The organism is Chryseobacterium sp. RLHN22, assembly GCF_051011795.1.
GTDB classification, from domain to species: domain Bacteria; phylum Bacteroidota; class Bacteroidia; order Flavobacteriales; family Weeksellaceae; genus Chryseobacterium; species Chryseobacterium zhengzhouense.
The window spans coordinates 1-19,347 of sequence record NZ_JBPCHW010000035.1 but is presented as its reverse complement, the minus strand read 5'-3'; the positions used below and the strand labels follow the sequence as shown (position 1 = coordinate 19,347).

19 protein-coding genes are annotated in these 19,347 nt (G+C 34.9%); 12 read left to right on the top strand and 7 right to left on the bottom strand.

From position 1 onward, the window contains the following. Positions 1–91: 91 nt before the first annotated feature. The 7 genes from guaB to ACR1PN_RS19565 all read right to left on the bottom strand — a co-directional run bounded on the left by guaB (position 92) and on the right by ACR1PN_RS19565 (position 6,351). Positions 92–1,552 (bottom strand): IMP dehydrogenase, encoded by a 1,461-nt coding sequence (gene guaB, locus ACR1PN_RS19595; RefSeq protein ID WP_378181228.1) that lies wholly within the window; start codon positions 1,550–1,552, stop codon positions 92–94. 147 nt (positions 1,553–1,699) lie between these two features. Continuing rightward, complete coding sequence (locus ACR1PN_RS19590; RefSeq protein WP_433981406.1) at positions 1,700–2,200, bottom strand: DUF4252 domain-containing protein; 501 nt, start codon at positions 2,198–2,200, stop codon at positions 1,700–1,702. A gap of 12 nt (positions 2,201–2,212) precedes the next feature. Further along, entirely contained in the window at positions 2,213–3,466 is a 1,254-nt protein-coding gene (locus ACR1PN_RS19585; RefSeq protein WP_433981405.1) for a DUF4252 domain-containing protein, read from the bottom strand. 51 nt (positions 3,467–3,517) lie between these two features. Beyond that, positions 3,518–4,189 carry a hypothetical protein gene (locus ACR1PN_RS19580; protein ID WP_433981404.1) on the bottom strand — a complete coding sequence of 224 codons (672 nt, stop codon included), beginning with the start codon at positions 4,187–4,189 and terminating at the stop codon, positions 3,518–3,520. Beyond that, positions 4,164–4,673, bottom strand: a complete 510-nt coding sequence (locus ACR1PN_RS19575) for an RNA polymerase sigma factor (protein WP_378181241.1) — start codon at positions 4,671–4,673, stop codon at positions 4,164–4,166. Before ACR1PN_RS19575 ends, ACR1PN_RS19580 begins: the two co-directional genes overlap by 26 nt. A gap of 99 nt (positions 4,674–4,772) precedes the next feature. After that, positions 4,773–5,933, bottom strand: coding sequence for a GlmU family protein (locus ACR1PN_RS19570; protein WP_433981403.1), 1,161 nt, complete (start codon positions 5,931–5,933; stop codon positions 4,773–4,775). Between the two features lie 166 nt (positions 5,934–6,099). Then, on the bottom strand, positions 6,100–6,351 hold the full coding sequence (locus tag ACR1PN_RS19565; RefSeq protein WP_378181247.1) for a type B 50S ribosomal protein L31: 252 nt from the start codon (positions 6,349–6,351) through the stop codon (positions 6,100–6,102). Positions 6,352–6,584: 233 nt separating this feature from the next. Between ACR1PN_RS19565 and ACR1PN_RS19560 the strand changes: the two genes are divergently transcribed. The 12 genes from ACR1PN_RS19560 to ACR1PN_RS19505 all read left to right on the top strand — a co-directional run bounded on the left by ACR1PN_RS19560 (position 6,585) and on the right by ACR1PN_RS19505 (position 19,000). Further along, complete coding sequence (locus tag ACR1PN_RS19560; protein WP_433981402.1) at positions 6,585–7,991, top strand: hypothetical protein; 1,407 nt, start codon at positions 6,585–6,587, stop codon at positions 7,989–7,991. A gap of 124 nt (positions 7,992–8,115) precedes the next feature. Beyond that, positions 8,116–8,442, top strand: a complete 327-nt coding sequence (locus tag ACR1PN_RS19555) for a nucleotide pyrophosphohydrolase (RefSeq protein ID WP_034678907.1) — start codon at positions 8,116–8,118, stop codon at positions 8,440–8,442. Positions 8,443–8,526: 84 nt separating this feature from the next. Next, the gene (locus ACR1PN_RS19550) at positions 8,527–9,753 is read left to right on the top strand and encodes a 3-phosphoshikimate 1-carboxyvinyltransferase (protein WP_433981401.1); all 1,227 of its coding nucleotides are present in this window, start codon (positions 8,527–8,529) and stop codon (positions 9,751–9,753) included. Continuing rightward, entirely contained in the window at positions 9,754–10,248 is a 495-nt protein-coding gene (locus ACR1PN_RS19545; protein WP_433981400.1) for a hypothetical protein, read from the top strand. Between the two features lie 10 nt (positions 10,249–10,258). Further along, the gene (locus tag ACR1PN_RS19540) at positions 10,259–11,053 is read left to right on the top strand and encodes an SDR family oxidoreductase (RefSeq protein ID WP_433981399.1); all 795 of its coding nucleotides are present in this window, start codon (positions 10,259–10,261) and stop codon (positions 11,051–11,053) included. A gap of 114 nt (positions 11,054–11,167) precedes the next feature. Beyond that, positions 11,168–12,772, top strand: a complete 1,605-nt coding sequence (locus tag ACR1PN_RS19535) for a hypothetical protein (protein ID WP_433981398.1) — start codon at positions 11,168–11,170, stop codon at positions 12,770–12,772. A gap of 227 nt (positions 12,773–12,999) precedes the next feature. After that, positions 13,000–13,503 (top strand): hypothetical protein, encoded by a 504-nt coding sequence (locus tag ACR1PN_RS19530; RefSeq protein ID WP_378181267.1) that lies wholly within the window; start codon positions 13,000–13,002, stop codon positions 13,501–13,503. Positions 13,504–13,755: 252 nt separating this feature from the next. Further along, on the top strand, positions 13,756–14,325 hold the full coding sequence (locus ACR1PN_RS19525; protein ID WP_378181270.1) for a hypothetical protein: 570 nt from the start codon (positions 13,756–13,758) through the stop codon (positions 14,323–14,325). Positions 14,326–14,425: 100 nt separating this feature from the next. Continuing rightward, positions 14,426–15,226 (top strand): WxL protein host-binding domain-containing protein, encoded by an 801-nt coding sequence (locus tag ACR1PN_RS19520; protein WP_433981397.1) that lies wholly within the window; start codon positions 14,426–14,428, stop codon positions 15,224–15,226. Further along, the gene (locus ACR1PN_RS19515) at positions 15,219–17,945 is read left to right on the top strand and encodes a COG1470 family protein (RefSeq protein WP_433981396.1); all 2,727 of its coding nucleotides are present in this window, start codon (positions 15,219–15,221) and stop codon (positions 17,943–17,945) included. Before ACR1PN_RS19520 ends, ACR1PN_RS19515 begins: the two co-directional genes overlap by 8 nt. Beyond that, positions 17,942–18,475, top strand: coding sequence for a hypothetical protein (locus tag ACR1PN_RS19510; protein ID WP_433981395.1), 534 nt, complete (start codon positions 17,942–17,944; stop codon positions 18,473–18,475). The genes ACR1PN_RS19515 and ACR1PN_RS19510 overlap by 4 nt, the downstream gene beginning before the upstream one ends. Before the next feature lie 3 nt (positions 18,476–18,478). Then, positions 18,479–19,000, top strand: a complete 522-nt coding sequence (locus ACR1PN_RS19505; protein WP_433981394.1) for a hypothetical protein — start codon at positions 18,479–18,481, stop codon at positions 18,998–19,000. The last annotated feature ends 347 nt before the right edge of the window (positions 19,001–19,347 follow it).

Sequence of the window (19,347 nt, the reverse complement as noted above, 5' to 3'; positions counted from 1 at the left end):
TTTGGAAAAAAGGTTTTGGGCGGCCAAAACCCCCCCCCCGAAACTTTTTATTTAATTTAAAGCCAAACTACCATTGGCCCAAAGCTTATCATTATAAAGAATAATTTGGAGCTTCCTGAGTAATAATAACGTCGTGAGGATGCGATTCCTTTAATCCGCTCCCTGTGATCATTACCATTTTAGTCTCTTTCTGTAAAGCTTCAACATCTTTAGCTCCACAATATCCCATTCCTGCTCTCAAACCACCGGTCAATTGGAAAATTACATCTTCCAGTTTCCCTTTACTCGGAACTCTTCCTTCAATTCCTTCCGGAACGAATTTTTTAGCTTCACTCTGGAAATATCTTTCTTTACCCCCTCTTTTCATTGCAGAAAGACTTCCCATTCCCTGATATGTTTTGAATTTTCTTCCCTGGAAAATAATTTCTTCTCCCGGTGCTTCATCAGTTCCGGCTAAAAGTGAACCCAACATTACTGCTCCTGCTCCACTTGCAATTGCTTTTACAATGTCTCCTGAAAGCTTGATTCCTCCGTCAGCAATAACTGCCACATTTTTAGTCTGAGCATATTCATATACATTATAAATAGCAGATAACTGAGGAACTCCAACTCCCGCAACAACCCTCGTTGTACAGATAGAACCCGGACCAACTCCTACTTTAAGAACATTTGCGCCTGCTTCAATGAGATCTTTAGCAGCTTCAGCTGTAACAATATTTCCACCGACGATATCCAAATCAGGATATGCTTTTCTGATTTCTGAAATTTTATCTAAAACTCCTTTAGAATGACCATGTGCAGAATCGATACCGATAATATCAACACCTGCTTCAACCAGAGCAGCAATTCTATCTAAGGTATCTTCTCCTACACCCACTCCGGCTCCGACAATCAATCTACCGTTCTGATCTTTGTTTGCATTTGGGTATTCTAGCTGATTGTCGATATCTTTAATGGTAATTAAGCCTACCAATTTATTTTCGGCATCAACAATCGGAAGCTTTTCAACTCTGTTTTTAAGAAGAATCTCTTTTGCTTTCTCAAGATTTGTATTTTTATCAGAAGTGATGAGCTTATCTTTGGTCATGATCTCTTCTACTTTTGCATCGAGATTTTCCTGATATTTTACATCTCTGTTGGTAATAATTCCGATCAAAACATTATCTGCATCTACAACAGGTAGTCCGGAAATTTTATAATTTGCCATTAACTCTTTAGCCTGACCTAAGGTGTGGTCTTTTGAAAGGGTAACAGGATCAGAGATCATTCCGTTTTCAGAACGCTTCACTCTGTTTACCTGAGCTGCCTGTTCAGCAATGGGCATATTTTTATGAATAAAACCTAAACCGCCAACTCTTGCCAAAGCAATCGCCAAATCAGCCTCTGTAACGGTATCCATTGCAGCGGAAACGATCGGAACGTTAAGCGTAATTTTGTCGGTAAGTCTTGATTTTAATGAAACCTGGTTAGGTAAAACTTCAGAATAAGAAGGAACTAGAAGCACGTCATCGAAAGTGATGGCTGTCTCTACAATTTTGTTATGAATAGACATCTTTACTTTCTTGCAAAATTAAGGCTTTTCAGCGAGATACGAAAATCAACTATAATAGTTTAAATAAAACTTAACAATTCATGTTATAAATCGAAAAAAGCCACCTAAAAGATGACTTTACAAAATTAAATATGGTTGAATATGAAGTTATTTATCGGATGCGATGTTGATCATTCTTGAAATATCATCTGCTGTAAAACTCCCTTTTACATCTACAAAGACCAAATCTTTCTTAGAATTTACAGTAATCAGCATATTTTTTATCATGTCACCTTGCTGCTTTACACGGATATTTACATTTTCACCATCGTGCTTTATGGTAGCCCATTCTTCGTAATTTTCATTTTTCAGATAATTGGCATAATCTTTCATCAGCTTGTCATTTCCGTTGGCAACAGTCATCATTTTTATCTTCGAGACTTTTTTTACCATGGCGATGGCTTCTTCACTTTCACCATCTTCACTCAAAGCTTTTTTGATATAAGGCTTCGCTAAAAACATAGGCACATTAATACTCGCAAATTGGGCATCTTCATAATCATAGTCTGAATTTGAGAAAAACGCCATATTCGGTTTATGAGAAACAATACATGACTGCATTAAAAATAAAGTACAACAAACGAGGAAAATGACTCTAATTGCTTTCATGGTTTTTAATGATTAGTTGATTTGATTTAAACTTCCTGCTGAAGATTTACTGATATTAGCATCAATTCTCGGGTTTCCTTTATATTTCACAGATCCTGCTGAAGAAGCTTTTACAGTCAATTGATCTTTAGCATTCACCGAAGCACTGCTCCCTGAAGTAGATTCTACGATACCTACGTTTGCTGTTAAGCGCTCGGCTTTGCATGAAGATCCGCTGCTTGCATCAATGGCTACATATTCTGTATTGCCCTCCAAGGTAACGCTTGATCCGCTTGAACTTTTTACTAAAACTTTATTTGCACTAACCGTAGATTTTACATTAGATCCCGAACTTGCTTCAAAATTTGACGTTCCTGAAATATGAAATTTTGCGACAACTGCTGATCCCGAAGATGCATCAACGATCATATCCTTCGCCCGGATTTCATTTACTGCCGTAAAATTCGAGCCCGATGAAGCTTTTATTTTATTGATTGAAGGTGAAGAAACATTTATACTCAGATTTTTAAATTTCAGATTTCTTGTTCCTTTATTATCAATATAGACTTTCAAAACTCCGTTTTCAACTTTTGTGATGACATTCTGAAGTTTATCTGAATCTGCAAAAACTTTTACACTCGGATTGTTTTCCTGCTTGAACACCACCTTGACGCCTGTGCTCATATCAATCCCGGAGAATTCTCCTACATTTCTGTTCTCACCGTTTAGATAAGATGTAGAATTATCAGATACAAAACTGTTTGTAATCGTTGATCTCGTTGTATTAGTTTTCGCCTCAGTAGAATTAATCATTTTATTGACATCATCCATCGAAAGTCTGCCATCAAGCATCACTAAAATATTTTCTCCGCCTCCGCTGTCGATACTCAAGAGCATATTATCCAGCGTACCATCGTTTTTTGCATCCGATGAAAGAAACTTAATTCTACTTCCAGCATTTTTCACAGACATAATCTCATTGTAATTCAGATTACTCAGATAAGACGAAATTTCTTTATTTACGTTGGCAAGCTCACCTTTGGTATTTTCTGTGATTAAAACTTTCAATCCGTCAATTTTTGAAAGAAGCGGCTTTATCTGATCGAGTTCTTCGTCTGCAATATTCAGATTGCTAAGCATTCCGAACATCGGTTTCGCAATCTTAATGGAGGTCACCCCCTCAACTTCCTGATATTTATCAAAAAGCTGATCCAGCTTGTTTTTTTGTCCGTACACATTGAAGAAATGAGACAGCACAAGAGTACATATAATGAATATTTTTTTCATAAGTTCAGTTAATTAATTGATTATAAGCCTGATCAGTTGCATAATCTGTTGTTAATAATCTACATTATCCATGACCTTCGGAGCCAATGCCTGATTCACATTATTGGCGACCACCTGAAATGAATATTTTGTTACATTTATTGCTTCTTCCATGTTTTCGATACGCTTTCCGTTGACGATCACATAAGAATCTTTATATCCTGTTGAATCTTTCTGACTGAGATTACTTTGAGAATTGTAAACATATCTCGGTTTCGATTCTTTTTTAATTCTGCTTTTTTTAGATAAAATTTCATCCAAAACATCTTTCTCTGCAATAGAATTTTCAATAAAAATAGAATCTTTTTTTGCTCCGGAAGCCGAATCTGTTGTATGTACCGCAACCTGAACATCGTGATTGTGGTTTTCATTAATAAACTCGGTTTTCTGTTTCTGAATTTCATTCTCTACCAATCTTGCCTGTTCGTTTAATCCATTAGTTTGATTATAATTAAATATGAAAGCAAGCCCCCAAAGGATTACCGCACTTGCCGCCATCCAGAACCATTTCGGAAAAGAAGGCTTTTTAGCTTGAATCGGAATGACCAGAGTTTCGTTTGATGAAATCTCATCTTCATTTCTTTCAGCTTTTTTCAGGAAATCTTCAAAATCCCAGTTCATTTTTTCTTCCTTTAAATTTTGGAAGATTTCGTTGTATTTATCTTGAAATTTGTCGTTGTTCATAGCTCATCAGTTGTGAGATTTGTTCTTTTACTTTTTGTCTAGCGCGCATCAGATTTACTCTTACTGCGTTTTCTTCCATTTCCATCATTTCAGAAATTTCAGACACTTCATACTCTTCTACATCTTTCAAATGAATAACCATTTTCTGTTTTTCGGGAAGTTGGTTGATAAAACCGATAATTTGTTCTTTCAGATTATTCACTTCCATGCTGTAGAGTTCCGAACGGTGGAGCTGCAGATCTGCAAAACCTAATTTTACATCATGATGCTTGAGTCGGTTGAGACATTCATTCCTCACAGATTTCAAAGCATAAGATTTAAGATTACCAAACTGCCCCAATTCTTCTTTTTTCTGCCAGAATTTTATCATCAAATCCTGTACTACATCTTCTGCTTCATCGCTGCTCATGACAAACCTTTTCGCAAAACGGAACATCTCATCTCTGAGAATAAATACCGTATTCTTAAAAGTTTCCTGAGTCATAAGTTGGTTTCTATCAATAAGACAATCTGAAATCTAAAAATATTACACCGAAAATAAAAAAACTTCAAAATTATTTGAAGTTTCCTTTATTTATCGTACTTAATACGTATTGAAAATATGTTTTAAAATACCTTTATCCTCATCCGTTAAGGCCACATTTCTACGGGCCATTGCTCTTGCTGCCACTTCGTAAGCTTTATCCAGCTTGAATTTTTCATCATCTTTAAATCCGCCCCACGAAAAATTTTCAATAAGATTTGGCGGAAAGCCTTCTTTAAAAACATTTGATGCCACTCCGATCACCGTTCCAGTATTCAATTGAGTGTTGATTGCCATTTTAGAATGATCTCCCATAATTAACCCCGTAAATTGCAGCCCTGTATCTTCAAAAGCTTTGGTTCTGTAGCTCCACAATTTTACATTTCCATAATTATTTTTCATGTTTGATGAATTGGTATCTGCACCAAAGTTGCACCATTCGCCAATCACAGAATTCCCGACAAACCCGTCATGACCTTTATTTGAATATCCGAAAATTATAATATTGCTCACCTCACCACCTACTTTAGAATAAGGGCCAATTGTCGTGGCTCCATAAATTTTTGCTCCTAAATTAAATTTTGAGCCTTCACATAGCGCAATCGGACCGCGAAGATTACAGCCTTCCATCACTTCTGCATTTTTGCCAATATAGATTTTTCCCGTTTTAGTGTTGATTGTTGAAAACTCTATTTCAGCGCCTTCTTCAATGAATAAATCTTCTTTTTTTCCCAGAAACCCATTGGTGGAAGATAATTCCTGAGAGATTCTCCCTTTAGTCAGCAATTCAAAATCGAAATCGATAGCTTTATGATTATATGTAAAAAGATCAGTCGGCTTTTTAAAGAAAACAAGTTCTTCCTTAATATCAGTCATTTTTTCAATCTGACTCAAAGAAAAACCTTCCATATTGATTTTTGCAGCAACCAGCTCATCTTCATACACTAATGCCTCACCTTGTTTCAACTCTTTAATTTGCTGGATAACGGCTTCTGTAGGAAGAAAATTAGGCACCAAAAACAGGCTTTCCTTTTTTTCCGGCTCTCTGAATTTTTGCTGAAGATACATTTCTGTAAACCATGAAATTTCTTCAGAATCTAAAATTTTCTGCCATCTTTCTGAGAACGTAAGAATTCCACAGCGCATTTCTGCAACAGGACGGGTAAAAGTAAGCGGAAGAAAATCTTCCCAATATTGTGCATCGGAAAATACGAGTTGCATGAGGGTTTAGGGTTTAAAGTTTTATGTTCAATGTTTCGAGATTCGAGATTTACAAAAATACGAATCATTGAGAGAAGTTTTGCTATGCAGATTTTAATTCTGATTAAAGTGCATAAAAAAAGCCTTCCGAACCGAAAGACTTTTAAAATATTGTAAAATCAAAAAATTACTTAGCGAATTTCTTGTATTTGTTCATAAACTTATCTACTCTACCTGCAGTGTCAACCAATTTAGTTTTACCTGTGTAGAAAGGGTGAGAAGTAGAAGAGATTTCCATTTTGATCAATGGGTACTCTTGTCCTTCGTACTCAATAGTATCTTTAGTATCTGCCGTAGACTTGCAAAGAAACATTTCGTCGTTACTCATATCTTTGAAAACAACAAGTCTATAATTTTCTGGGTGAATTCCGTTTTTCATGTGTAAATTTCTATTTTTGTTTAACTGTCACATGGAACCTTGCGGTTTCATAATAAATTTTAAAAAATTAAAGTTTTGCTTTCGAAATAGTAATGGATATTTCTCTGCTAAATTTTAGGTTGCAAAAATACAATAATTTTTAAAATATACAAATACTCATTCAACATTTTTTAAAAGATAAGAATTTCAAAGTATTTTCGTTAAATTTGAAATTTATATAAACTTTAATTTTGATGAAACTCAAATCATTACTCTTTTTATCTTTCTGCTTGTTGCTTTTAGCAATTTCTTGTAACAAGGATGATATTACTTTTGATGCACCTTCTCAGGAGCTCAGATTCTCAAGAGATACTGTTTTCTGTGATACTGTTTATCATCAGGTACGTTCTGAAACGTATGCCGTAAAAGTATTTAATAATGAAGATAAGGATGTCATGATCCCAAGAATAAGTCTTGAGAAAGGAGCTGCATCTTTATACAGAATCAATGTTGACGGAAAACCCGGGCACGATTTTCAGAATGTTCCCCTAAGAAAGAAAGACAGTTTATATATATTCGTTGAAATTGCTCCGCAGGCTACAGGTCCGGAAGCAATTGCCGAAGACCGTATTTTATTTACAACAGGAGCAGGGCAACAACACGTAACGTTGTTTTCGGTAGTTCAGGATGCAGAGTTTTTCATTAAAACCCCTTCAAATCCGAACGTGATTGCTTCAGACGCAACATGGTCTAATAATAAAGCTAAAATTATTTACGGAGATCTTACGCTTGATCCGGGAGTACATCTTACTATTCAGCCAGGAACGAAAGTTTATTTTCATAAAAACAGCGGAATGAAAGTTTCCACAGGAGCCACTCTCAACATTAACGGAACAAAAGACGAACAGGTGATTCTGCGTGGAGACCGAAATGACACGTATTATGATACCATCCCAAGAAACTGGAATTCTATCCGAATGGAGAAAAACTCAAATCTGACCATGAATCATGCAAGACTTTTCGGCGGAACAAGAGGATTAGAAATGACAGAAACAAATGCAACCATCACCAATTCGTTTATTCATAATTTTTATGAATATGGAATTTACGCTATAAGATCAAATATCAACGCAAATAATTTGGTGATGAACAATTGTGGTGATGCCTGTATTGGTATTTACAAAGGCGGAATGTATGATTTTGTGCATTCAACCATTGTTAATTACTCCGAATTGCTGCATCAGGCTCCCCGTGACGGAATTTTCGCAGCCAATGAATACAAAAATGAAAATGGCCAGACTGAACAAGGATCTCTGCACTTTAACATAAGAAACAGTATTGTGTATTCGGATCGTGACAATGCCCTTGCTTTGGAGCAAACTCCGGGACAGCTGCTTAATTTTACTATCCAAAACTGTTTGCTGAAATATTCCGGAACAAGCGCTGCAGGTTTCGATTTTGACACCAATTCAAACGTTACGGGAAGTATAAAAAATCAAGAACCAAAGTTTATTAATTATTTTGCTGCACAGATGAATCTTAGAGTGAAATCAGATTCTCCTGCAAGAGGAAAAGGGGATCTTACGGTCGCCAATTCAGTTCCTACTGATATTGTGGGCGCTGACAGAACTTCAAATCCTACATTGGGTGCTTATCAATAAATTTGATATTTGATATTTGATATTTGATATTTGATATTTGATATTTGATATTTGATATCTAACCTAAATTTTAAATTAATTTAAACCTGCTTCTTTTAACTTTTGCCTTGGCTCTTAAGAAATTATGGAAATTACAAATCTGCAACAGCAAGTTGATGAATGGATAAAAACCATTGGTGTCCGTTATTTTAATGAACTCACCAATATGGCCATGCTGACAGAGGAAGTTGGTGAAGTCGCAAGAATCATCGCAAGAAGATACGGTGAGCAAAGCGAAAAAGAAAGCGATAAAAGCAAAGATCTGGGTGAAGAATTGGCAGACGTTCTGTTTGTAACCTTATGTTTGGCCAACCAGACCGGAGTCAATCTGCAGGAAGCTTTTGATAAAAAAATGAAGATAAAGACTGATCGCGATAAAGATCGTCATCAGAATAATGAGAAACTGAAATAATGAAGATGGATGATGGAATCCTGAGGTTTAACACTATTCTTAAACTTCCAACTTCCTGCATCCAGCTTCCAACTTAGAAGAACAATGAAGAAGCTAGAAAAATCAAAACTACAAGGAAACAAAACCATACAAATCAGCGGTTCGAAAAGTATTTCGAATCGTTTGTTGATTTTGGAAAGTCTGTTTAAAAACATAAAAATCGGGAATTTGTCGAATTCTCAGGATACACAGTTATTAAAAAAAGCTTTGTCTGAGAATACGGACACTGTCGACATTCATCACGCGGGAACAGCGATGCGTTTTCTAACTTCGTATTATTCCATTCAGGATGGAAAAACGACGATTCTGACGGGTTCCAAAAGGATGAAAGAAAGACCGATCAAAAATCTGGTAACGGCTTTACAAAACTTGGGCGTAGAAATTGAATATTTGGAAAATGAAGGTTTTCCGCCTTTGAAAATTACAGGTAGAAAAATTACTGAGACTAAAGTTGATGTTCCCTCAAATATTTCAAGTCAATTTATCACTTCTCTTCTACTAATTGCAGGGAAATTAGAAAACGGTTTAGAAATCAACTTGGTCGGTGAAGTGACTTCAAGGTCTTATATCGAAATGACGCTCAACATTTTAACGAAATTCGGAATTAAAAACAGCTTCATTGGCAACACGATTAAAGTAGAATCAACCAACAACCATCAACTATCAACCATCAACTATGAAGTAGAAAGCGACTGGAGCTCGGCTTCTTATTTCTACTCTTTTGCGGCTTTGGGAAGAAAAACAATCCATCTGAAAAGTTTTTATAAAGAATCCACACAGGGAGATTCTGCGATTGCAGAAATTTATGAGAAGTTTTTCGGAATTATAACAACTTTCAAAGAAGAAGAGCATCAATTAACGCTTCAACCAACTGAAGATTTCAAATTTCCGGAAAAGATCGTTTTGGATATGAATAATTGCCCGGATATCGCACAAACGCTTTGTGTAACAGCCGCAGGTTTGAAAATACCTTTTGAAATTTCAGGATTGGGAACGTTGAGAGTAAAAGAAACCGACCGATTGCTGGCTTTACATAACGAACTGAAAAAACTGGGTACAGAAACAGAATTTACGGATTTAACGATAAAATCAATCGGTTTTAATGACCCACAAGAAAATATCTCCATCGCAACCTATCAGGATCACAGAATGGCAATGAGCTTTGCTCCATTTTGTCTGATGAAAGAATTACATATTGAAGAAGAAGATGTAGTGGAAAAGTCGTACCCCATGTTTTGGGAGGATTTGAAAATTATTTTAAATGAAAATTAAATGAAAAAGCTTCTTCTCATCATATATCTTTTAATTCCTTTGACATTTTGGGCTCAACATCTTTTACCGAATGAAGAAGTCATCTATTCATTTGAAACCAAAAATGGAAAGAAAATGACTTTGGTAAAAGATAAAAACAACCAATACATTCAATACCGTTTTGGAAGTCCGAATAAAATTGAAATGGAATTTCCGAAAGAACGAACGAAGGAAAGCTGGAAAAAATTTCACTATAACTCTTATTGGCGAGGTGGAGGAATACAAAATGCAGGAATGGAAATAGACAATCTTTCATTTAATCATAATGGTTATGATTATTTATTGTTCAGAACCTATCATGCGAAAGGTGAAGTATACACCGCTGGAATTATTATTAAAGATAAAAAAGGAAAAGAAACCAGAATTAAAGGAAACTATAAAACGGTAAAAGGCTGTATCTGCAATCTCGAAGAAACAAAAATGATTGAAAGAGAAGATATTGGCTTAACATTTTAAACTTAAAAAATTGAATAAAACTATAATCATCACCGGAACCTCATCAGGAATTGGTTTCGTGTTATCAGAATATTTCGGAAAGAAAGGTCATAAAGTCTACGGCTTGAGCAGAAAACACACCGAAAGTCAGTATTTCAAATCTATTCCTACAGATGTTACGGATAATGATGCCGTGCAAAATGCGATTGCAGAAGTTCTGAAAACAGAAAACAGGATTGATGTCCTGATAAACAATGCCGGAATGGGAATGGTAGGAGCTGTAGAAGATTCTTCGAAAGAGGATATTTTAAAATTATTCAACTTAAATTTAGTGGGAGCCGTTCAGATGATGAGTGCGGTAATGCCGAAAATGCGAGAAAACAAGTTTGGACAAATCATCAATGTTTCCAGTATCGGAAGTGAAATGGGACTGCCTTTCCGTGGATTTTATTCGGCTTCAAAATCAGCTTTAGACAAAGTAACAGAAGCCATGAGATACGAAGTTTACCCTTGGAATGTGAATGTTTGTTCGCTTCATTTGGGAGATATTAAAACCAATATTGCTGAAAACCGGGTGCGAACAAAAGTTTCAGAACCGTATAAAAATGTATTCGATAAAGTTTATGCTTTAATGAATTCTCACGTGGGCGACGGAACGGAACCTTTGGAAGTGGCTGAATATATTGATGTGCTTTTAAGCAAAAATAAATGGAAAGCTCATTATTATTTTGGTAAATTCGGGCAGAAAATCGGAGTTCCTTTGAAATGGATTCTTCCGCAGGGAACGTATGAGAATTTGATGAAGAAGTATAATAAACTGGCTTAAATTGAGTTGATTGATTGGGCGCATTGTCATTCTGAACGGAATGAAATGCAGTGAAGATCTTTTTGTATTTTGTAGAGATTCTTTATTCCGTTCCACTACATTCAGAATGACAAATTGAAATTAATTTTAAAAATATTTTTTGTATTATTTTGCGTTTTTGTACAGGCGCAGAAGAAACATTATTTCCTGATTGATACCGAAACAAAAGCCAAGAAAAAAGTAAAAGATTCTCTTTCTGCTGCAAAATTTCTCGATTCTTTGGCTCAAAATAATTATTTTTTCACAGAACTTAAAGATGTAAAAGTAACAGGTGACAGTACCGAAATATTTTACGATAAAGGAAAAAACTTCAACGAAACTTACGTGAATCTCTCAGATTCTATTGTTGACCGATTCAAACTTGAAAAAGAGTTTTTTACTAAAAATTTAGATTCGGTTAAAAAAAATATTAACAAAAAATATATTGATGACGGTTTTGCCTTCAGCAGAATAAAATCTCAGTTTAAAGGAAAGAAAAACGGTTTTCCGGTTGTAGAACTTGATATTAATAAAAATAATAAAAGAACCATCGACGGTTTTGTAGCGAAAGGCTATACCCGAGTCCCAAAAAGGTTTATTAAAAATTTAGAGAAAGAATTTAAGGGGAAAACGTATGATGACAAAAACCTGATTGCCGTCAATAAAAATTTCCAGAGCCACCCTTTCATCACGCTTGAACGGCAACCGCAAACACTTTTTACCAAAGATTCTACGCAGATTTATCTCTTCATGGAAAAGAAAAAGACCAATACTTTTGACGGAGTTATCGGTTTTGGAAACGATAAAACAGACAAATTTACTCTGAACGGAACACTGAACGTGAACTTCAAAAATATGTTCAATGGTTTCGAAACCGTGAATTTATACTGGCAAAGAAACCCTGATAAAGGGCAAACCTTCGACTTGCAGACCGATGTTCCTTATTTATTTAATTCAAATGTAGGCTTAAATATGAAAGTGAATATCTTCAGACAAGACTCTACTTTTGCCAATGTGAAAGCTTTGCCCGCATTTTATTATCATCTTAACAGCCGGCAGAAAATTGGTCTGAGAGGAACCTTTGAAAATTCAACCATTATAGACAGCCTTTATATCCAGGGGAAAGATTACAACAAAAAGGGGATCGGTATTTTCTTTGACATGACTGAACCTACCGACATCGATCTTTTCCTTTACAAGTCTAAATTAAATGTCGGATATGATTTTTTAGCAACCAATTACACCGGAGAAAATATTAAAGCCAATCAAAACCAATTTTACTTTTTTGGCGAATACAATTATCACATCAACGGAAATCACTTTCTCAACATAAAAGGAGAAGGTGCCATGATGGATTCTAAAATAGATTTCTCCGCCAACGAATTGTACCGTTTTGGAGGCTGGAACTCCCTACGTGGTTTCAATGAAAGTTCACTCGCCGCCGATTTCTATTACTACGCTGGTGTTGAATACAGATATCTGATCGGAAGCCAGGCATTTTTTGATGTTTTCGGGCAGTATGGGCAACTCAATAACAAATCGCTTAATGTAAAACCTAAACTATACAGTGTCGGCCTCGGCTTCAACTTTTTTATTCCGATTGGTTTGATGAGCTTTCAGCTTTCTAATGGTAACGAATTCGGAAACCCATTCAAGTTCAATGACATAAAGATTCATTGGGGAATTTTGAGCAGATTTTAAGAAATATTAACAATATATTATATTATGTTAATATTTTTTATTATTTTCGAAACCGAAAAACACTAATTTCTTAACAAAAGATTAAGAAACAAGTAATTTTCACACATTAAATTTGTCATGTAAAATTCTTACTGACATTACTGATTATGAAAAATCGTAATCATTCTGCCAAATCCCAAAATGTTCTCTGAAAAACAATCAAAAACTAATTGAAATTCCGAAGAGACATGAAACCACCGATTCTTCAGACCCAAAATTATCTCGTTAACATAGAAAATAACGAGATCAGCATGATGAACCTCAAAAACAATGATGTTGATTTAATTGTTTACGACAAAAACGCATTTAATACTAAAAACTATTATTTTTCTTACAGACTTCAATCGAATGGCAAACTTACCCATCCGATCAGTTCTGAAATGTACAGCTATGAAATAATTGGCCTTAATGGCTTTGTAAGAAAATTTAAAGGTAAAAAGAAACCAGAAATAGAAGTAATTCTGTCCAATACATTATCTAAAGAAAAGATAAAAATTGAAATAAGTAATATCCCGAATAAAAATTATACTATCCGTATGGAAAATCTTTATGAGAAAACCAAAATGGACATTCGACCGGATTCCTACCAACATACCATCATTATTGATTTAGAAAGCACTAAAGGTTGGTATGATCTCAGGATAAAAACGGAAAACAACAGCTGGCATTTTGCTGGCAGGTCAGAATTTTAAACACTTCTATCAAATTCTTAATTTATTTAAACTGAAAAATAAAAAGCATTATGTAGATTTTGGTGTACTTTTTTTTAAAATATCGATCTTAGCCGCAAAATCATTTTCAAAATATTTAACAATCATGTAAAAATTTATTTATCAATAATATTAAATAATTGATAACGAATTTGTAAGCATAAAATTTTATTGTTAAATATTTCATATTATAATAGATTTTTGACTAACTTCACTTTTCAAAACATTAACACCATGACGAAAACAACATTTACTTTAGCTATGTGTTTAGCAGCGCTAGCATTCTCTGCAAATTTAAAAGCTCAGGACACAAACACAGACAGTCACACCGTTTCCATTACTGTTCCCGAAGTTGCTATAGTAGACATTGAGCCTACTGCAAACAAAAACATTACCTTAGGTTTTACAGCCCCTGAAGAAGCAGGTCTCCCTATCGTTGCAAATGGGAGTAACAACACTCTTTGGCTGAATTATTCTTCCATAAAATCTGTTGCCGATGCAACACGCAATGTATCGGTAAAACTTAATATTCCTGTTCCGGGGGTAGATATAAATGTTACAGCCGCTGCTGCAACAGGTGCAGGAGGAGGGCTTTTGGGAACCCCATCTGCTCAGCTCACTTTAAGCGCAACAGATCAGACTATTATTTCAGGGATCGGAAGTGCTTACACAGGAGACGGGGCCAACAATGGCCATAATCTCACTTATGCGTTAGCTGCAGGCGGAAATATTGCCAACTATGCAGATCTGCAAGCTACGACTACTGCCGCTGCCACAGTAATCTATACCATATCGGATAACTAAGAATTCGCAAAAAATTTAATCTTATAATCAAGGAGAAATTCACTGAAATTTCTCCCGGATTTACTATTTTTTTCACATAACCCTAAAACTTTACATTTAAATGATAAAGCGGATATTCTTACTCGTTGCTCTGATACTTCCCTTTTACTTTCTACAGGCAAATATTGTCATCCTTATTGGCCTTTCACATAATTATAAGGTTGAAAACGGCAAAGTCTATAAAGGAAAAATATCAATTGAAAATGCGGGTCAGCAAATTCAGGATGTTAAATTGTTTTTACAGGATATCACCTATCAGTCAAATGGCTCAATACAATATTCTGCTCCTGATACAAATTCGAAAACCAATGCCGGATGGATTCAGCTTAACACTAATTTCATCAGTTTAAAACCCAAAGAAAAAACAGAAGTATTTTATGAAATTACTGTGCCTGCCCAAATTAATGATGCCGGAAGCTACTGGAGTGTAATTATTGTAGAACCTGTTGAGAAGATTAAAGTGGACAATGAAAAGCAAGGCATCAACATTACCTCCATTGTTCGATATGCAATTCAGATTATTACCGATGTAGATTCTGAAAATGCGAAGCCCAACCTGAAATTTGAGGAAGTAAAAATTGAAAAAGAACAGGAAAGAAGAATATTAAAAATAGCTATTTCCAATAATGGTACTCTGTATTGTAAATCAACTGCTACGATAGAAATTTACAATAAGAAAAATGGTCAGAAACTTGAAACTTTCAGTAGTCTGCCTATGGGATTATTACCACAAACCTCAAAATCCTTTCACATAGATATCACGAAAATGCCTCCTGAAAAGTATAATGCTGTAATTATTGCGACCGATGAAGACGAAAATGCATTCGCAATCAATGTGGAACTGGAAGTAAAAAATGATTAAAAAACAGATAATTTTATTCAGTCTCTTGTTTCCGGCTTTACATTTTTCGCAGAAAAACGATAGTCTAAAGCCGGGAATTACTACTTCTATTTCATTTACAATAGAAAATAGAACCACTGAGGCTAAGAATTATGATCTGTCTGTAGAATCTTCAAGCCCGTTTATAACACCAATTTTGAAATCAGGAAGCATATCACTTACTGCTAAGGAAAGCAAAATCTATATTGTTCCTTTAAAAATTGCTGCTGAAGCACCGCAAGGAAAATACTCGGTTATTGTAAATGGAAAAGACCATAGTACTAAGGAAAAATTGGTCTATACCTCTGAGCTTATTATTTTTGGAAACAGAAAAATTTCACTCACAACATTGGATTATCCTGAATTTGTAAAAGCAGGAGAAAAAATAACGTCAACATTCCTTCTGAAAAATAACGGTAATATTTCAGAAAATTTAATTTTAGAAAGTAAGAATGCAATAGTGGACCACCCACCCAAATTAATGTTATCTGCCGGAGAAAGCAAAATCATATCAGTCATCAGAAAAACAAGTGTTGATTTAGGAAAAAATGAATATCAAAATGTAAATCTTACGGTATATTCGGATGGTAATTTTAGTCAGAATCAGACAGCATATTCCACCACAAAAATAATTTCTGTAAAACCCGTTGAAGACGATATTTACTACAGAGTTCCTGTTTCTGCGTCAATGTCTTTTATAGGTATGGAAAACAGGGGAAGTTATGAAGATGGTTTTCAGGGTGAATTATACGGTAAAGGAAGTATAGATCAGGAAAATAAAAATTTGGTTGAGTTCAGAGCCATTACCAAAAATCCTGTCGCATTTAATTCTTTTACCCGATATGAAGAATATTTTGCAAACTATAAGCGTAAAAATTTATGGGTACATCTCGGAGACAAAAATTACTCGTCTTCTTTTTTAACTGAATATGCAAGATACGGGCGTGGCGGAGAGATTCAAATCGATCTAAAAAAAATAAGCTTCGGCGGCTTTTATAACCATCCGCGATTCTTCAGAGATATTAAAGATGAATTTAATATGTATTCTAAACTAAAAATTACAAAAGAGTCTGAAGTAACAGCAGGATATTTGCTGAAAATCCCCAGAACAGAAAGCCCAGAAATTAACTTCACAAATCTCCGGTTAGATTCCAATGCACATTTGCCTTATATAGCTGCCAAATTTAAGCTTAATAAAAATATTGAACTTTCTGGGGAAACGTCTTACAGCAAAACCGAAAAAACAGACGGAAATGCTTTTATGGTGCAAACTGCTGCCAATTTTGAAAAGATTAAAGGAAATGCTTTATACATGAGAGCAAGTCCTGAATATGCAGGATATTTCAATAACACAAGCACTTTCAACGGAAGCCTGCAGTATCAGCTTTCTAAAAGAATTAATGTAATGGCAAACTATGTTCAGGATGCAAAAAATTTTCAGCGTGACACTTTATTTCTTGCTGCACCGTATCGAAAATTTCTGCAATACGGGATTCAGTATAAGTATGCTAAATATGGAAATTTATTGCTTTCCAATGGTTCACAGAGATACCAGGATCGTTTAATGCCCAGAGAATTTGATTACAAAGAAAATTTTTTCAGGGCGACAATAGATCAGCAGATCGGAATATTTCAGATCAATCTTGAGACACAATTGGGGAAGACAAAGAATTATCTTACTGGTTTTTCGGGAAATTCAAGTTTTTACACAGCAAATATTGGTTTTGAGAAATTTAAAACTTCTTTTAATATCTATGGAAGTTATGCGCTTACTTCACGTTATCAGCTGCAAAACCAAAAACAGGTTTATTATGGAGTCAGGATATTGAGCCGATTTTCAGATAAGACACACTTCAGTTTGTTTTATCAAAACAATTATATGCCCGAAGATTATTATTCGGATAGAAATCTTTTTGAGCTTAATTTTCACCGGCAGATATTTCCCGGACATGAATTTGATCTTTCCACAAGATATAATCTTCAACGTGGGGAGCTGGGAAATAAAGATTTTATGTTTTCATTAAGATATACTGTAAAAATGAATCTCCCATCTCAAAAAATTGCCGATTATACAACGTTATCCGGTAATATTAAGAATCTTGGAGTTAAAAAAACTGATGGTATTCGTCTGGCAATGGGAAATCATCTAACGATTACAGATAAAAGAGGTAATTATATTTTTAAGAATGTAATTCCGGGCGAGTATGTTTTAGAAATAGACAGATCCACCACAGAAATGAATGACATTCCGGATATAAATTTGCCAGCTTCATTAATCTTAAATGAACAGGAAAACTTTTTCAATTTCGGTTTGACTACTGCGGCAAATATTCATGGCAGAATAGAATATACCGAAACGGAAAGCAAATCGGCTTTTGCTCAGCTTACTATTCAAAAGGTAAAAAAGAAAATAGAAAATTTAGTAATTGAAGCAACAAATGGAAATCAGACATACAGGAAAATTGCCGTTATTGGAGAGCACTTTGACTTCACTTATCTTCGTCCAGGAAATTGGAAGGTAAAAGTTTACAGAAATGGTTTAGATAAAAAATTTAAAATTCCGATTGATCAGTATGAATTTGAGCTCAAACCTAACGAAATAAAAAATATAATTTTCAGTGTTATAAAGCAATCATCAGAAATAAAATACCAACAGGAAAGTATCAGGGTAACTTATAACGAAAACAGAAAGCAAAAATGAATTATTTCAAAACACTTTTCCCGATTCTTATAATTTGCTCATGTAATTTATGGTCTCAAACCACTGGAAACAGTACTGTAGGTATAATTTTACCTGTCGTTACATTAATGGATATAGAACCAGCCGGGACCATTAATTTTAATTTTCCCGCACCTACTGAGGCAGGAAGACCATTGGTTTCACCCGCTTCAAATACTTCAAAATGGGTAAATTATACTTCCGCAATTGCAGCAGCAGGTCTTTCAAAAAGAATTACTGCATCAATTAATCAAATAATTCCTGGTATTGATATTAAAATTCAGGCAGCAACTGCTTCTGGTTCAGGTGGAGGATTTTTGGGAGCACCATCTTCTCAGATAACATTAAATTCAACAGCACAGACAGTCATCAGCGGAATAAGAGGTGCCTATACGGGAAATGGAGCGAACAACGGCCATCGATTAACAATAAGCGTATCTACCAATACATATGCAAATTTATCTGCAATAACAAATACACCCGTTATTATTACTTATACAATAACAGAATAGCTGATGGAAAAATATAAAGGAATATTTCGGAATTCGATATGCAGAATGACCGCTTTGTTATTTTCAATAATGCTTTACCAGATAAAAGCACAGAGAACTTTAACTGTTACGGGAAGTAATTGGACAGTCTCTATACCTTCCATCACAGAAGCCGGAACAAACTATTCCGGAACATACGAAAGTGCAGCAGATCAAATTCTGTTGACTGCAAATGTACCTCTTTTATTAAGTACTGGTAAAGTTTCGGTACACTATGAAGCAAACCCAACATGGAATTCTGACTTAATATTAAGCGCAAAAAGAAATGGTGATGGTAATACACTTTGTGTTTTGTGTACAATTACAGGAGGTACAGCTTATCAGACAGTGGGGCTGACCGATACTGAATTATTCAGAATTACTGCGGTTTTGGCGCTGGCTTCATACTCAAGCATCCCAATTCAGCTGCAATTAAGTGGAGTTTCAGTCACAATTCCTGCTGCTACATATAACAGTAGAATCGTATTTACGATAGGCGCTTTATAGTATTTTAACAGTTGAGGAGCCATCGATATTGATGATATATTCGTAAATGCATTACATAGTAATAGGATTTTTAGTTTTTGAATATATAACGTCAATGTAAGAACTAAACTTAATAATGAGCCCTTCATAGCTTACTGTTTCTCGAGATAATTCCACAGGCAATATTCAAAGCTAACTCTTTGAGTTTTGAGTTTGGATGTATTTGAGTTTCGAGCAAAAATATTGCTTATTGCTTATTCAAAAATAATTTGATGTTGATATAAAACAAAAAAAAGTCTCATAGAATAATCTATGAGACTTTAAATAAAAACTGGCGGCGACCTACTCTCCCGCTTTCGCAGTACCAT